This is a genomic window from Rhizobium sp. CB2179 (assembly GCF_057653455.1).
In genome coordinates, this window is the sequence record NZ_CM172781.1 from 1,345,525 (window position 1) to 1,361,341 (window position 15,817).

General features: G+C 60.9%; 15 protein-coding genes and 3 tRNA genes. 17 read left to right on the forward strand and 1 reads right to left on the reverse strand.

Annotated features, from left to right (window positions below):
- Positions 1 to 70: 70 nt before the first annotated feature.
- A tRNA-Val gene (locus AC244Q_RS06745) sits at positions 71 to 146 on the reverse strand.
- Positions 147 to 549: 403 nt separating this feature from the next.
- On the opposite strand from AC244Q_RS06745, the gene AC244Q_RS06750 reads away from it, so the two are divergent.
- The 17 genes from AC244Q_RS06750 to AC244Q_RS06830 all read left to right on the forward strand — a co-directional run bounded on the left by AC244Q_RS06750 (position 550) and on the right by AC244Q_RS06830 (position 15,801).
- Positions 550 to 626 (forward strand) — tRNA-Asp (locus AC244Q_RS06750).
- 84 nt (positions 627 to 710) lie between these two features.
- Positions 711 to 787 (forward strand) — tRNA-Asp (locus AC244Q_RS06755).
- 246 nt (positions 788 to 1,033) lie between these two features.
- A complete protein-coding gene (locus tag AC244Q_RS06760) occupies positions 1,034 to 1,399 on the forward strand; it encodes an NADH-quinone oxidoreductase subunit A (RefSeq protein WP_010055493.1) in 366 nt (121 codons plus the stop codon).
- Complete coding sequence (locus tag AC244Q_RS06765) at positions 1,390 to 1,974, forward strand: NuoB/complex I 20 kDa subunit family protein (protein ID WP_012756959.1); 585 nt, start codon at positions 1,390 to 1,392, stop codon at positions 1,972 to 1,974. Before AC244Q_RS06760 ends, AC244Q_RS06765 begins: the two co-directional genes overlap by 10 nt.
- Positions 1,975 to 1,992: 18 nt before the next feature.
- On the forward strand, positions 1,993 to 2,595 hold the full coding sequence (locus AC244Q_RS06770) for an NADH-quinone oxidoreductase subunit C (RefSeq protein WP_128406372.1): 603 nt from the start codon (positions 1,993 to 1,995) through the stop codon (positions 2,593 to 2,595).
- A 64-nt stretch (positions 2,596 to 2,659) separates the two neighbouring features.
- Positions 2,660 to 3,850 carry an NADH-quinone oxidoreductase subunit D gene (locus tag AC244Q_RS06775; RefSeq protein ID WP_012756960.1) on the forward strand — a complete coding sequence of 397 codons (1,191 nt, stop codon included), beginning with the start codon at positions 2,660 to 2,662 and terminating at the stop codon, positions 3,848 to 3,850.
- Complete coding sequence (locus tag AC244Q_RS06780; RefSeq protein WP_012756961.1) at positions 3,850 to 4,122, forward strand: hypothetical protein; 273 nt, start codon at positions 3,850 to 3,852, stop codon at positions 4,120 to 4,122. The genes AC244Q_RS06775 and AC244Q_RS06780 overlap by 1 nt, the downstream gene beginning before the upstream one ends.
- A 16-nt stretch (positions 4,123 to 4,138) precedes the next feature.
- Entirely contained in the window at positions 4,139 to 5,305 is a 1,167-nt protein-coding gene (locus AC244Q_RS06785) for an NADH-quinone oxidoreductase subunit E (protein ID WP_017993620.1), read from the forward strand.
- Between the two features lie 10 nt (positions 5,306 to 5,315).
- Complete coding sequence (gene nuoF / locus AC244Q_RS06790; protein WP_003547378.1) at positions 5,316 to 6,620, forward strand: NADH-quinone oxidoreductase subunit NuoF; 1,305 nt, start codon at positions 5,316 to 5,318, stop codon at positions 6,618 to 6,620.
- A 2-nt stretch (positions 6,621 to 6,622) separates the two neighbouring features.
- On the forward strand, positions 6,623 to 7,303 hold the full coding sequence (locus tag AC244Q_RS06795) for a 5' DNA nuclease (protein WP_012756963.1): 681 nt from the start codon (positions 6,623 to 6,625) through the stop codon (positions 7,301 to 7,303).
- Between the two features lie 218 nt (positions 7,304 to 7,521).
- On the forward strand, positions 7,522 to 9,603 hold the full coding sequence (gene nuoG, locus AC244Q_RS06800; RefSeq protein ID WP_113545963.1) for an NADH-quinone oxidoreductase subunit NuoG: 2,082 nt from the start codon (positions 7,522 to 7,524) through the stop codon (positions 9,601 to 9,603).
- Positions 9,604 to 9,615: 12 nt separating this feature from the next.
- Positions 9,616 to 10,659: an NADH-quinone oxidoreductase subunit NuoH gene (gene nuoH, locus AC244Q_RS06805; RefSeq protein WP_012756965.1), complete on the forward strand. Its 1,044-nt coding sequence runs from the start codon at positions 9,616 to 9,618 to the stop codon at positions 10,657 to 10,659.
- A gap of 40 nt (positions 10,660 to 10,699) precedes the next feature.
- Entirely contained in the window at positions 10,700 to 11,191 is a 492-nt protein-coding gene (nuoI, locus tag AC244Q_RS06810; protein ID WP_003547385.1) for an NADH-quinone oxidoreductase subunit NuoI, read from the forward strand.
- A gap of 144 nt (positions 11,192 to 11,335) precedes the next feature.
- Positions 11,336 to 11,950: an NADH-quinone oxidoreductase subunit J gene (locus tag AC244Q_RS06815; RefSeq protein WP_003547387.1), complete on the forward strand. Its 615-nt coding sequence runs from the start codon at positions 11,336 to 11,338 to the stop codon at positions 11,948 to 11,950.
- Between the two features lie 23 nt (positions 11,951 to 11,973).
- On the forward strand, positions 11,974 to 12,282 hold the full coding sequence (gene nuoK / locus AC244Q_RS06820; RefSeq protein ID WP_003547388.1) for an NADH-quinone oxidoreductase subunit NuoK: 309 nt from the start codon (positions 11,974 to 11,976) through the stop codon (positions 12,280 to 12,282).
- Positions 12,283 to 12,289: 7 nt separating this feature from the next.
- Positions 12,290 to 14,290: an NADH-quinone oxidoreductase subunit L gene (nuoL, locus tag AC244Q_RS06825; protein ID WP_012756967.1), complete on the forward strand. Its 2,001-nt coding sequence runs from the start codon at positions 12,290 to 12,292 to the stop codon at positions 14,288 to 14,290.
- Positions 14,290 to 15,801 carry an NADH-quinone oxidoreductase subunit M gene (locus AC244Q_RS06830; RefSeq protein WP_017993623.1) on the forward strand — a complete coding sequence of 504 codons (1,512 nt, stop codon included), beginning with the start codon at positions 14,290 to 14,292 and terminating at the stop codon, positions 15,799 to 15,801. Before nuoL ends, AC244Q_RS06830 begins: the two co-directional genes overlap by 1 nt.
- Positions 15,802 to 15,817 lie beyond the last annotated feature (16 nt).

A 15,817-nucleotide genomic window follows, 5' to 3' on the forward strand; every position in this document is an offset into this window, starting at 1 on the left:
ATCGTGACCGGATTAGCGAGCTAATTCGGGAGCCTAAGTCTGATGAACAAGCAGCAGGAAGGTTTGGAAATGGTGGGCGATGACGGACTCGAACCGCCGACATCCTCGGTGTAAACGAGGCGCTCTACCAACTGAGCTAATCGCCCATCGCAAACGAAGCCGGATCGGCCTGCCGCGTTGGTGGCCGTGATCTATGCGGATCGCGGCAAAACCGCAAGAGTGTTTGTGAAGATTTTCTGATTTTTTTTGGTGGTGTCCCGCGTCTTGCAATGCCGCTCAGGTTCGGCTCGGCTGTGGAAAAGTGAGGGGAGGGTGGCGAGCATCTTCGTTTCGAAGGCGCTGCGTCTGCGCCTGAGCATCGCTGCAGAAGACGGAAGTGCCGGCTTTTGTTCGTCTGGCACCCAACCCGCCGAAACAATTCGCGAACTGTCATGGTTTTGTCTCCAAACCTGCTTGACACTAAAAGGCGAACCCCGTAGTTAGCCGCTCATCGAAACGGGCAGCCGTTTTGGAGGGGTGCGAAGGCTTCCGGACTGCTTGAAATGAATTGCGGGTGTAGCTCAGTTGGTTAGAGTGCCGGCCTGTCACGCCGGAGGTCGCGGGTTCGAGCCCCGTCACTCGCGCCATTTCAAGTCTTGTAAAACGCAAATGCGATTTGTCGTTTGTCCGGTTGTCTTTATCCTCGCGGCCGCAAAATGGCCGATCAATGCGCGGGTGTAGCTCAGTCGGTCAGAGTGCCGGCCTGTCACGCCGGAGGTCGCGGGTTCGAGCCCCGTCACTCGCGCCATTTCTTCCGAAAGCCATGCAGTTTCCAATGGTCAGGCATGCAGGTTCAAACGGCTTGCACGGATTTGTCGCGACATCGTTGCATCTGCTTGATAATGTCCGCGCGACACGCGTCGAATTGCCTCTGTAAAAGTCTTGCGCCGGGGCCTCGGCTGCGCTAACCACGGCTTGTTGCAACGCACGTTCGCTTGCCGGGCATTTGCCCAAATGCGCCGCCTGGCGTCACCGGCAAGCAGGGATGAACATGATGACTGAACTGCTCAGTTCTTATATTCCGATCGCTATCTTCATTGCTATTGCGCTCGTCATCGGCCTGGCGCTGCTCATCGCGCCGTTCGCCGTGGCTTTCAAAGCGCCTGATTCGGAAAAGCTCTCGGCTTACGAATGCGGCTTCAACGCTTTCGATGACGCCCGCATGAAGTTCGACATCCGCTTTTACCTCGTGTCGATTCTCTTCATCATCTTCGATCTCGAAGTCGCCTTCCTCTTTCCCTGGGCCGTGTCTTTCGGTGCCATCGGCTGGTTCGGCTTCTGGTCAATGATGGTCTTCCTTCTCGTGCTGACCATCGGCTTTATCTATGAATGGAAGAAGGGAGCCCTGGAATGGGAGTAGCCCCTGTGAGCAATCAGCCGCTCGTCGCCCAGCAGCCGAAGGGGATCATCGATCCCTCGACCGGCAAGCCGGTCGGCAGCAACGACCCATTTTTCGGTGAGATCAACAACGAGCTCGCCGACAAGGGTTTTCTCGTCACCTCGACCGACGAACTGATCAACTGGGCCCGCACCGGCTCGCTGATGTGGATGACCTTCGGGCTTGCCTGCTGCGCCGTCGAAATGATGCAGCTGTCCATGCCGCGTTATGACGTCGAGCGCTTCGGTTTTGCGCCGCGCGCCTCGCCGCGCCAGTCCGACGTGATGATCGTCGCCGGCACGCTGACCAACAAGATGGCGCCGGCGCTGCGCAAGGTCTACGACCAGATGCCCGAGCCGCGTTATGTCATCTCGATGGGCTCCTGCGCCAATGGCGGCGGCTATTATCACTATTCCTATTCGGTGGTGCGCGGCTGTGACCGCATCGTGCCGATCGACATCTACGTGCCGGGCTGTCCCCCCACGGCAGAGGCGCTGCTTTACGGCGTGCTTCTGCTGCAGAAGAAGATCCGTCGTACCGGCACGATCGAACGCTAAGGGTTAAGGACAAGGCATATGAGTGAAGCCCTGACTGAGCTTGCGTCCTACCTTGGCGAAGCGCGCGGCAACCTGATCGCCGCATCGCAGATGAAGTATGGCGAACTGACGCTGACGACGACGGGTGAAAACCTGGTCGCACTTCTGACCTTCCTGCGCGACGACGCCAAATGCGGTTTCGTCAACCTGATCGATATTTGCGGCGTCGACTGGCCGCAGTGCGAGCTGCGTTTCGATGTCGTCTACCACCTGCTGTCGCCGAAGAAGAACCTGCGTATCCGCGTCAAGGTCGCAACGGATGAAGATACGCCGGTCCCGTCGGCCTGCCCCGTCTATCCGGGCGCCGACTGGTTCGAGCGCGAGACCTGGGACATGTACGGCGTGCTCTTCACCGGCCATCCGGACCTGCGTCGCATCCTGACCGACTACGGCTTCGAAGGTCATCCGCTGCGCAAGGATTTCCCGACCACCGGCTTCGTTGAAGTGCGCTACGACGACGCGGCAAAGCGCGTCGTCTACGAGCCGGTCGAGCTGAAGCAGGAATTCCGCAACTTCGACTTTATGTCGCCATGGGAAGGCACGGAGTATGTGCTGCCGGGCGACGAAAAAGCGAAGCAATAATTCAAGGTGGTTGGTGGGCTTAGCCCGCCATTCACTAGTTATCTGAGAACGCGAGCCCATCGCCATGACAGAACATAACGTCCGCAACTTCAATATCAATTTCGGACCGCAGCATCCGGCGGCGCACGGCGTTCTTCGTCTTGTCCTGGAGCTTGACGGCGAAATTGTGGAGCGTGTCGATCCGCATATCGGCCTTTTGCATCGCGGCACCGAGAAGCTGATCGAGACCAAGACCTATCTTCAGGCCGTGCCCTATTTCGATCGCCTCGACTACGTCGCACCGATGAACCAGGAACATGCCTATGCGATGGCCGTCGAAAAGCTGCTCGGCATCGAGATCCCGATTCGCGGCCAGCTGATCCGTGTTCTCTATTCGGAAATCGGCCGCATCCTGTCGCACCTTCTGAACGTCACGACGCAGGCCATGGACGTCGGCGCGCTGACGCCGCCGCTCTGGGGCTTCGAAGAGCGTGAAAAGCTGATGGTGTTCTACGAGCGCGCCAGCGGCTCGCGCATGCATGCCGCTTATATCCGTCCGGGCGGCGTCCACCAGGATCTGCCCGAACAGCTCGTGCAGGATATCGGCGCCTGGTGCGATCCGTTCCTGAAGGCGCTCGATGACATCGACAACCTGTTGACCGGCAACCGCATCTTCAAGCAGCGCAACGTCGATATCGGCGTCGTCTCGCTGGAGGAATGCTGGGCTTGGGGCTTCTCCGGCGTCATGGTGCGCGGTTCGGGTGCGGCCTGGGATCTGCGTCGCGCCCAGCCCTATGAATGTTATTCCGATCTCGAATTCGATATCCCGATCGGCAAGAATGGCGACAACTACGACCGTTATCTGATCCGCATGATCGAGATGCGCGAATCGGTCCGCATCATGAAGCAATGCGTCAACCGCCTGCTCTCGGATGCCAGGACCGGTCCTTTCTCGTCGATCGACGGCAAGGTCGTGCCGCCGAAGCGCGGCGAGATGAAGCGCTCGATGGAAGCGCTGATCCACCACTTCAAGCTCTATACCGAAGGCTACCATGTGCCGGCCGGCGAGGTTTACGCCGCCGTCGAGGCGCCGAAGGGCGAATTCGGTGTCTATCTCGTCTCCGACGGCACCAACAAGCCCTATCGCTGCAAGATCCGCGCGCCCGGTTATGCCCATCTGCAGGCGATGGACTTCATGTGCCGCGGCCACCAGCTTGCCGACGTCGCGGCCGTCCTCGGCTCGCTCGACATCGTCTTCGGCGAGGTGGATCGCTGATGCAGCTTCTGCCGCTGGCCGTCGTTATCCTTCTTTCGGCATCCGGGGTTTCGGCTCAGGAATCCGATAGCCTCGGCACGCCGCTCGGCCATAAGGAAGAGACGCCGCCGGCGCAGCAATCGTCCATGGGTGAGCTTTTGTCCAAGGGCTATCAGATCAAGGCTGCCATTCCGAACGGCAGCAAATTCGTAGTGTTTATGCAAAAAGACCAGTCGGCCTATGCCTGCGAAATGCAGTCTTTGACCGCTTCGCGGTGTGGAACCTTAAACTGACAAGGCGTGAGAAAGAATGTCCGTTCGTCGATTAGCCGAAGATCAATTTCAGCCTGCCGCATTCGCCTTCAGCGATGAGAATGCGGTCTGGGCGGACAAGACGATCCAGAAATACCCCGCCGGCCGCCAGCAATCGGCGGTCATTCCGCTGTTGATGCGGGCGCAGGAGCAGGACGGCTGGGTCACGCGCGCGGCGATCGAAAAGATCGCCGACATGCTTGATATGGCCTATATCCGCGTGCTCGAGGTCGCGACCTTCTATACGCAGTTCCAGCTGCATCCGGTTGGTACCCGCGCCCATGTCCAGGTCTGCGGTACGACGCCCTGCATGCTGCGCGGCTCGGAAGCGCTGATGTCGGTCTGCAAGAGCAAGATCCATGCCCATGCCTTCGAGCGCAATGCCGAAGGCACGCTATCCTGGGAAGAGGTCGAATGTCTCGGGGCCTGCGTCAACGCCCCGATGGTGATGATCGGCAAGGACACCTATGAAGACCTGACGCCCGCGCGTCTCGAAGAGATCATCGACGTCTTTGCCGCCGGCAATGGCGCCAGCATCAAGCCCGGCACCCAGATCGACCGGGTGTTTTCGGCGCCCGAAGGCGGCCTGACCTCGCTGACGACGGAAGAGCCGAAGGCAAGGACCCGCGCCAAGAAGGCCGATGCCGAAACCGTATCGGCTCCAGTCGACGCCGCGCCGGTTCCTCCCTCCGAGGCCGCCCGCCCGAAGAGCACCGATGCCGAGACCAATGCTGCCCTGAAGACTCCGGCGACGGCGCCGAAGGCGGCTGCGAAAAACGCAAAGGCAGCCGAGCAGCAGCCGATATCAGGCACGGCGGCTGCCGAACCGGCGCCGAAAGCTGCCGTCAAGGCTGAAGCCGCCTCGGCGGAAAAGCCTGCTCTGACCGACAAGAATCGGCCGGCCGGCATCGAAAAGCCCGCCGCACCTGATGATCTGAAGATGATCTCGGGTGTCGGCCCGAAGATCGAGGCGACGTTGAACGAAATCGGCATCTTCACCTTCGCGCAGGTCGCAGGCTGGAAGAAGGCCGAACGCGAATGGGTCGATGGCTATTTGAATTTCCGCGGCCGCATCGAACGCGATGACTGGGTCAAGCAGGCCAAGGCGCTCGCCAAGGGCGGGGAAGCGGAATATATCAAGGTCTTCGGCAAGAAGCCGCGGTAAGAGGTGAAGCATGTTACAAGATAAAGACCGCATCTTTACCAACATCTACGGCCTCAAGGACAAATCCCTGAAGGGCGCGATGAGTCGCGGCCACTGGGACGGCACCAAGCAGATCCTCGAAAAGGGCCGCGACTGGATCATCAATGAGATGAAGGCGTCAGGCCTTCGCGGTCGTGGTGGCGCCGGTTTCCCGACCGGCCTCAAATGGTCCTTCATGCCGAAGGAAAGCGACGGCCGGCCGCATTATCTCGTCGTCAACGCCGACGAATCCGAGCCTGGCACCTGCAAAGACCGCGACATCATGCGCCACGATCCGCATACGCTGATCGAAGGCTGCGTCATCGCGAGTTTCGCGATGGGCGCCAATGCGGCTTACATCTACGTGCGCGGCGAATATATCCGCGAGCGCGAAGCGCTGCAGGCGGCGATCGACGAATGCTATGATTATGGCCTGCTCGGCAAGAACAACAAGCTCGGCTGGGACATGGATATCTTCGTCCATCACGGCGCCGGCGCCTATATTTGCGGCGAGGAAACCGCGCTGCTCGAAAGCCTTGAAGGCAAGAAGGGCCAGCCGCGTCTGAAGCCGCCGTTCCCGGCCAATATGGGCCTCTACGGCTGCCCGACGACGGTCAACAACGTCGAATCGATCGCTGTTGCGCCGACCATCCTGCGCCGCGGCGCCGGCTGGTTCTCGGCCATCGGCCGTCCGAACAATGTCGGCACCAAGCTGTTCATGCTCTCCGGCCACGTCAACAAGCCGTGCACGGTTGAAGAGGAAATGGGCATCACCTTCCGCGAACTGGTCGACCGCCATGCCGGCGGCATTCGCGGCGGCTGGGACAACCTGCTTGCCGTCATTCCAGGCGGGGCATCCTGCCCGATCGTTCCGGCCAAGGACATCATCGATTGCCCGATGGATTTCGACGGCCTGCGCGGCGTCGGCTCTTCCTTCGGTACGGCCGCCGCGATAGTCATGGACAAGTCCACCGACGTCATCAAGGCGATCGCCCGTATCTCCGCCTTCTTCAAGCATGAGAGCTGCGGCCAGTGCACGCCCTGCCGCGAAGGCACGGGCTGGATGTGGCGTGTGATGGAGCGCATGGCCAAGGGCAATGCCCAGAAGCGCGAAATCGACATGCTGTTCCAGGTGACGAAGCAGATCGAAGGCCACACCATTTGTGCGCTCGGCGATGCCGCGGCATGGCCGGTGCAGGGTCTGATCCGTAACTTCCGTCCCGAGATCGAAAAGCGCATCGACCAGTATACGGCGAGCGCGCTTGATCACGGTGCGGTTCTGGAGGCGGCTGAATAATCATGGCGGACAACGCATCCAAGAGTGGGAAGAAGGAAGAAGTCGCCGATTTCGCGGCCGGTTTCGGCCGTCTTGCCGCCGAGATGCTGGAAAATGCACGGGCGATGCCGGTGCATCCGCTGATGGCGCAGCCCGCGGCAGCCTTTGCCGCCGCAACGGCGATCGGCTTTGGTTTCTCGACCCAGATGGCCGGCGCTTTCTTCGGTGCCTGGCAGAGCGCCCTGGAAACGACCGGCAAGGTCGCCGCCGCCCTCGATGACACGCCGCCGGACGAACTGAAGCCCGATGTCGATATCCGGCCGGAGAATATTCGCTCGGAGGTCAAGGCTTTCACCAAGCCGCGGGCCGACAAGAAGGCAAGGCCGACATTGACTGTCGTCAAGCCGGTCAGCGAGTCGATCCCACCCAGCCAAACGAAGGCCAGCCAGCCAAAGCCGGCGGTGAAGGCAAAACCGGTTGCGCGGGGGAAGGCCGACGATCTCAAGCTGATTGCCGGCATCGGCCCGAAGCTGGAGCAGGTGCTGAACGCCAAGGGCGTTCGCAGCTTTGCCGAGATCGCTGCCTGGACCGACGAGGAAATCGCCCGGTTCGACGCTGAACTCGGCTTCAACGGCCGCATCGGCCGTGACGACTGGACCGGCCAGGCGAAAGTTCTGGCGGGGCGGAGCCGCAGAAAGAAATGAACTATCCGGCCGTGTCGATCGGCCGGAAAGATGGGCAGGTCGGCGGACGGGCGGGGGCCTGAAGATGCCGGTGCGGGTTCCGGATCTGGAATGCGCGACAGAGAATTTGGGCGACATCAGATGTCGGCAGGACGAAAGATCCGGCTTGGCAATGAGAGTGTTGCAAAAATAGGTTTGTTTGCCGTCATCAGGCAAACGGGAAACAGGACTGAGCGACGATGGCAAAACTGAGGATTGACGGCAACGAGATCGAAGTTCCGGATCATTTCACGCTATTGCAGGCGTGCGAGGATGCCGGTGCCGAGGTTCCGCGCTTCTGCTTCCATGAGCGCCTGTCGGTTGCCGGCAATTGCCGCATGTGCCTTGTCGAGGTGAAGGGCGGCCCGCCGAAGCCGCAGGCTTCCTGCGCCATGAGCGTGCGCGACATCCGCGGCGGCCCGAACGGCGAACTGCCTGAGGTTTTCACCAACACCCCGATGGTCAAGAAGGCCCGCGAAGGTGTGATGGAATTCCTGCTGATCAACCATCCGCTCGATTGCCCGATCTGCGACCAGGGCGGCGAATGCGACCTGCAGGACCAGGCGATGGCCTTCGGCATAGACACCTCGCGCTATCAGGAAGACAAGCGCGCCGTCGAGGACAAGTATATCGGCCCGCTCGTCAAGACGGTGATGAACCGCTGCATCCACTGCACGCGCTGCGTCCGCTTCACCACCGAGGTCGCCGGCATTTCCGAACTCGGCCTGATCGGCCGCGGCGAGGATGCCGAGATCACCACCTATCTCGAACAGGCGATGACCTCCGAGCTGCAGGGCAACGTCGTCGACCTTTGCCCGGTTGGCGCACTCACCTCGAAGCCCTTCGCCTTCACCGCGCGCCCGTGGGAATTGAACAAGACCGAATCGATCGACGTCATGGACGCCGTCGGTTCGGCAATCCGCGTCGACACTCGCGGCCGTGAGGTCATGCGCATCCTGCCGCGCGTCAATGAAGCGATCAACGAGGAGTGGATCTCCGATAAGAGCCGCTTCATCTGGGACGGCCTGAAGACCCAGCGCCTCGACCGGCCCTATGTTCGCCGCGACGGCCGCCTGCAGCCCGCCACCTGGGCCGAAGCCTTCGGCGCAATCAAGGCCGCCGTCGGCGCCACCTCGGGCGACAAGATCGGCGCGATATCAGGCGACCTCGCTTCCGTCGAGGAAATGTATGCGCTCTCCGAACTGGTGAAGTCGCTGGGGTCGGTCAATCTCGACTGTCGCCAGGATGGGGCGGCACTCGATCCGTCGCTCGGCCGTTCTAGCTACCTGTTCAACCCGACGATCTCGGGCATCGACCAGGCCGACGCGCTGTTGATCATCGGCGCCAATCCGCGCTTCGAGGCAGCCATCCTCAACGCCCGCATCCGCAAGCGCTGGCGCCGCGGCAAGTTCCCGATCGGCGTCATCGGCGAGCCGGCTGAACTGCGCTACAGCTATGATTACCTCGGCGGCGGTCCCGACACGCTGAAGGATCTGGTCGACGGTACCCACGCCTTCGCGGACGTGCTGAAGAATGCCGCCAAGCCGATGATCATCATCGGCCAGGGTGCGCTGGCGCGCACCGACGGCGCCGGCGTTCTCGCCAGTGCTGCCAAGCTCGCCGGCTCGGTCGGCGTGGTCGCCGAAGGCTGGAACGGCTTTGCCGTCCTCCATACCGCTGCCTCGCGCGTCGGCGGTCTCGACCTCGGCTTCGTGCCGGGCGCCAAGGGCGTCAATGCCGCCGAGATGCTGACGGCGATGGACGTGCTCTTCCTGCTCGGTGCCGACGAACTCGACTTCACCGCCAAGAAGGCCAAGCTCACCGTCTATATCGGCTCGCATGGCGATAACGGCGCGCACCATGCCGACGTCATCCTGCCGGCGGCAGCCTATACCGAAAAGTCCGGCACCTGGGTCAACACCGAAGGCCGCGTCCAGATGGGCAACCGCGCAGGTTTTGCGCCGGGTGATGCCCGCGAGGACTGGGCGATCATCCGCGCCCTTTCCGACGTGCTCGGCAAGAAGCTTCCCTTCGATTCGCTCAGCGAATTGCGTGTCCGGCTCTATGCCGCTTTCCCGCATTTCGCTGCCATCGACGAGATCGCCGAAACCGATAGCGCCCAAATTGCCGCAGTTGCGAAAAAAGCCGGCAAGATGAACAAATCCGGGTTTGCGTCGCCGGTGAAAGACTTCTATTTGACGAACCCGATAGCGCGTGCCTCGGCTGTCATGGCGGAGTGCTCGGCATTGGCCCGCAACAACTTCAAAGTCGCGGCAGAGTAAGGGCAGGGGACTATGGATTCTTTCTTTTCGACCTATGTCTGGCCGGCGATCATCATGATCGGTCAGTCGCTGCTGCTTCTCGTCTGCCTGCTCGTCTTCATCGCCTATGTACTGCTCGCCGACCGCAAGATCTGGGCGGCCGTGCAACTGCGCCGCGGCCCGAACGTCGTCGGTCCCTTCGGCCTGTTCCAGTCCTTCGCCGACCTTTTGAAGTTCGTCTTCAAGGAACCGGTCATTCCGGCCGGCGCCAACAAGGCGGTGTTCCTGCTTGCCCCGCTGGTGACGGTGCTTCTGGCGCTGTCCACCTGGGCGGTGGTGCCGCTGGCCGACGGATGGGTGATCGCCAACATCAATGTCGGCATCCTCTATATTTTCGCGATCTCCTCGCTCGAGGTTTACGGCATCATCATGGGCGGCTGGGCTTCGAACTCGAAGTATCCGTTCCTCGGCGCGCTGCGCTCGGCGGCGCAAATGGTGTCCTATGAAGTCTCGATCGGCTTCGTCATCGTCACCGTGCTTCTCTGCGTCGGCTCGCTGAACCTGACCGATATCGTCAATGCGCAGCATACCGGCCTCGGCACCATGCTCGGCCTGCCGGCGTCGTTCCTCGACTGGCACTGGCTGTCGCTCTTCCCGATGTTCATCATCTTCTTCATTTCGGCGCTCGCCGAAACGAACCGCCCGCCCTTCGACCTCCCGGAAGCCGAATCGGAACTCGTCGCCGGCTTCATGGTCGAATACGGCTCCTCGCCATACATGATGTTCATGCTCGGCGAATATGCGGCCGTCTGCCTGATGTGCGCGCTGACGACGATCCTCTTCCTCGGCGGCTGGCTGCCCCCGGTCGATATCTGGATCCTCAACTGGGTCCCAGGCATCATCTGGTTCACGCTGAAGGCCTGCCTGGTGTTCTTCATGTTCGCGATGGTCAAGGCCTTCGTTCCGCGCTACCGCTACGATCAGCTCATGCGCCTCGGCTGGAAGGTATTCCTGCCGCTGTCGCTCGCCATGGTCGTCATCGTTGCATTCGTGCTGAAACTGATGGGTTGGGCATGATCATGCCCACTCTCGTTTCCGGCAAAATTGGAGGTTGAAGATGGCAAGCTTGTCCGGCTCCATCAGCTCGCTGTTTCTCAAGGAATTCGTCGGCGCGTTCTTTCTGTCGATGCGCTATTTCTTCCGCCAGAAGGCGACGATCAACTATCCCTTCGAAAAGGGTCCGGTTTCCCCGCGTTTCCGCGGCGAGCATGCGTTGCGCCGTTATCCGAACGGCGAAGAACGCTGCATCGCCTGCAAGCTCTGCGAGGCGATCTGTCCTGCCCAGGCGATCACCATCGAGGCCGGTCCGCGCCGCAATGATGGCACGCGCCGCACGGTGCGCTACGACATCGACATGGTGAAGTGCATCTATTGCGGCTTCTGCCAGGAAGCCTGCCCGGTCGACGCGATCGTCGAAGGCCCGAATTTCGAATTTGCGACGGAAACCCGCGAAGAGCTCTACTTCGACAAGGCGCGGCTTCTGGACAACGGAGACCGGTGGGAGCGCGAAATCGCTCGCAACATCGCGATCGACTCGCCGTACCGCTGATTGAGATTTTGAAATGCCGCGGTGGAGCGCAGTTGCTCCTGTCGCGGTCAATATGCACAGGAGCTTTGCCGGTTAGCGCCAGCGAAAGCTCCATCGGGCAGGGAAACTCCCGGCTGCCCGGGGGAAGATGAAAAAGGCACCAACATGGGTCTGCAGGCTCTATTTTTCTATCTTTTCGCCTTTGTCGCGGTGGCGTCGGCGTTCATGGTTATCTGGGCGAAGAACCCGGTTCACTCGGTTCTGTTCCTGATCCTGGTGTTCTTCAATGCGGCTGGCCTCTTCCTGCTGCTCGGTGCCGAATTCCTGGCGATGATCCTGCTTGTCGTCTATGTCGGCGCCGTCGCCGTCCTCTTCCTCTTCGTGGTGATGATGCTCGATATCGACTTCACCGAACTGAGGGCCGGCGTTCTCGAATATGCGCCGATCGGCGGGCTGATCGGGGTGATCCTCGCAGCCGAGCTGATCGTCGTCATCGGCGGCAGCGTCATCTCGCCTGAGATCGCCAAATCAGTCGCCATGCCGATCCCGGCGCTAAGCGAGCGCACCAATACGGCCGCCCTCGGCGACGTGCTCTACACTAACTACGTCTATTTCTTCCAGATCGCCGGTCTGGTGCTTCTGGTCGCCATGATCGGTGCGATCGTGCTGACGTTGAGACACCGCACCAACATCAAGCGGCAGAATATTCCCAGGCAGGTTGCCCGCACGCCCGCCACCGCCGTCGAGGTGGTTTCGGTCAAGCCCGGGCAGGGCGTCTAAAGGCAGGTCAAGGAACAAAGAACATGGTCATCGGACTTTCCCACTACCTGACGGTCAGCGCCATCCTCTTCACGCTCGGCGTCTTCGGCATCTTCCTGAACCGGAAGAACGTCATCGTCATCCTGATGTCGATCGAACTGATCCTGCTCGCCGTCAACATCAACATGGTCGCCTTCTCCTCCTTCCTGAACGACATCGTCGGCCAGGTCTTCGCGCTGTTCATCCTGACGGTCGCGGCTGCCGAAGCGGCGATCGGTCTTGCAATTCTCGTTGTCTTCTACCGCAACCGCGGCTCGATCGCGGTCGAAGACGTCAATATGATGAAGGGCTGAGTGGCTCATGTTCCTCTATAAGGCTATCGTCTTTCTTCCCTTGATCGGTGCGATCGTCGCCGGCCTTTTCGGCCGCGCCATCGGCGCCAAGGCTTCGGAATATGTCACCAGCGGCCTGATGATCATCGCCGCCATCCTGTCTTGGGTCGTCTTCTTCACCGTCGGCATGGGTCATGCCGAAGGCGGCCCGATCAAGGTCGAGGTGCTGCGCTGGATCCAGTCCGGCGGCATCGACGTCTCGTGGTCGCTGCGTGTGGATACGCTGACCTCCGTCATGCTGATCGTCGTCAACACGGTCTCGACGCTGGTGCATGTCTATTCGATCGGCTACATGCATACCGATCCGCATCGCCCGCGCTTCTTCGCCTATCTCTCGCTCTTCACCTTCGCCATGCTGATGCTGGTGACCGCTGACAACCTTGCCCAGATGTTCTTCGGCTGGGAAGGCGTCGGTCTCGCCTCCTATCTGCTGATCGGCTTCTGGTTCAAGAAGCCGTCGGCGACGGCCGCGGCGATGAAGGCCTTCATCGTCAACCGCGTCGGCGACTTCGGCTTCGTGCTCGGCATTGCCGGCGTCTTCGTACTGTTCGGCTCGATCAACCTCGACACGATCTTCGCCAATGCCTCGAACTTCGCCCCGCATGAAGGCGGCGGCGAAGCGGGCGAGGTGATCCTCAATCTCTTCGGCATGCAGCTCGACAAGGCGCATGCGCTGACCGGCATCTGCCTGCTGCTCTTCATGGGCGCGATGGGCAAGTCGGCGCAGTTCCTGCTGCACACCTGGCTGCCTGACGCCATGGAAGGCCCGACCCCGGTCTCGGCCCTCATCCATGCCGCCACCATGGTCACCGCCGGCGTCTTCCTCGTCGCCCGCATGTCGCCGCTCTTCGAATTGTCGCCGGATGCGCTGGTTGTCGTCACCGTGATCGGCGCGATCACCGCCTTCTTCGCGGCAACCGTCGGCCTGGTGCAGAACGACATCAAGCGCGTCATCGCCTATTCCACCTGCTCGCAGCTCGGCTACATGTTCGTAGCGCTCGGGGTAGGGGCCTATGGCGCGGCGATCTTCCATCTTTTCACGCACGCCTTCTTCAAGGCGCTGCTCTTCCTCTGCGCCGGCTCGGTCATCCATGCCGTCGATGGTGAGCAGGACATGCGCTACATGGGCGGCCTGCGGCCGCACATCAAGGTGACGTTCTGGATGATGATCATCGGCACGCTGGCGATCACCGGCGTCGGCATTCCCTTCACGCCGATCGGCTTCGCTGGCTTCTTCTCCAAGGACGTGATCATCGAGGCGACCTATGCATCGCATTCGCCGGTCTCGGGCTTTGCCTTCTCACTGCTGGTCATCGCGGCTCTGTTCACCAGCTTCTATTCCTGGCGCCTGATCTTCATGACCTTCTTCGGCAAGCCACGCGCCTCGCACGAGGTGATGCACCACGTGCATGAGTCGCCGCAGGTCATGCTTGTGCCGCTCTATCTGCTGGCGATCGGCGCAGTGCTTGCTGGCGTGATCTTTGAAGGCCGGTTCTACGGCGAGGAATATGCCGAGTTCTGGAAGGGGGCGCTCTTTACCGGCGCCGAGAACGAACTGGTCGAAGAGTTCCACCATGTTCCGGCGCTCGTGGCTTTGAGCCCGTTCATCGCCATGGTGCTCGGTTTCGTCACCGCCTGGTACATGTATATCCGCTCGCCGCAGACGCCGCGCATCCTGGCGCAGCAGCACCGCGTGCTCTACCAGTTCCTGTTGAACAAGTGGTATTTCGACGAACTCTACGACTTCCTCTTCGTCCGCTCCGCCAAGGCGCTCGGCCGCTTCCTGTGGAAGAAAGGTGATGTCGGAGTCATCGATACCTATGGCCCGAACGGCGTCGCCGCTCGCGTCGTCGCCGTCACTGATCGCGTGGTCCGCCTGCAGACCGGTTACCTCTATCACTACGCCTTCGCCATGCTGATCGGCATTGCGGCGCTCGTTACCTGGATGATGCTCGGGAGTTCCTTCTGATGACCGATTGGCCTATTCTTTCAACGGTCACCTTCCTGCCGCTCGTCGGCGTGGTGCTCCTGCTATTGATGAACGGCGAGAGCGAAACCGGCCGGAAGAACGTGCTGTGGATCTCGCTGATCACTACCGTCTTCACCTTCGTCGTCTCGCTCTTCATCTGGATCGGCTTCGACAATGCTAATCCGGGCTTCCAGATGCTCGAGAAGCATGACTGGCTCGGCACCGGCATTGGCTACCACCTCGGCGTCGACGGCATCTCGATGCTGTTCGTCATCCTGTCGACCTTCCTCATGCCCTTCTGTGTGCTGGCGAGCTGGCTCTCGATCGAGAAGCGCCTGAAGGAATACATGATCGCCTTCCTCATCCTCGAAACGATGATGATCGGCGTCTTCGTTTCGCTCGATATCGTGCTCTTCTACGTCTTCTTCGAGGCGGGCCTCATTCCGATGTTCCTGATCATCGGCGTCTGGGGCGGCAAGGACCGCGTCTATGCGAGCTACAAGTTCTTCCTCTATACGCTGCTCGGCTCGGTGCTGATGCTGCTCGCCATCATGGCGATGTACTGGCAGGCCGGCACGACCGATATCACCGCGCTGCTCGCCTACAAGTTCCCGCCGGCGCTGCAGACCTGGTTATGGCTTGCCTTCTTCGCCTCCTTCGCGGTGAAGATGCCGATGTGGCCGGTCCATACCTGGCTTCCCGATGCCCACGTTCAGGCGCCGACGGCTGGCTCGGTAATCCTGGCCGGTGTGCTGCTGAAGCTCGGCGGCTACGGTCTCATCCGCTTCTCGCTCGGAATGTTCCCGGTGGCGTCCGATTATTTCGCGCCACTGGTTTTCGCACTGTCTGTGATCGCCATCATCTACACCTCTCTGGTGGCGATGATGCAGGACGATATCAAAAAGCTGATCGCCTATTCCTCGGTGGCGCACATGGGCTATGTGACCATGGGCATCTTTGCCGCCAACATGCAGGGTGTTCAGGGGTCGATCTTCCAGATGCTCTCGCACGGCATCGTCTCCGGCGCGCTCTTCCTCTGCGTCGGCGTCGTCTACGATCGCACCCATACCCGCGAGATCAACGCCTATGGCGGCCTCGTCAACAACATGCCGAAATATGCCGTGGCGATGATGGTCTTCACCATGGCCAATGTCGGGCTTCCCGGCACGTCGGGCTTCGTCGGCGAATTCCTGACGCTGATCGGTGTCTTCCGCGTCAACACCTGGGTAGCGCTCTTTGCCGCCACCGGCGTCATCCTCTCGGCTGCCTACGCGCTCTGGCTTTATCGCCGGGTGATCTTCGGCGCGCTGGAGAAGGAAAAGCTGAAGGCGCTGCTCGATCTTTCTCCACGCGAGCAGCTGATCCTTTACCCTCTGGTCGCGCTGACCATCTTCTTCGGCGTTTATCCGGCTCCGGTCTTCGATGCGACGGCCGCCTCGGTGGATCTGCTGGTCAACAACTACACGGCCGCCGTGCACGCAGCGCAGAATGTTGCGCTGTCTATGAAATGATGACGGGACTTATTGG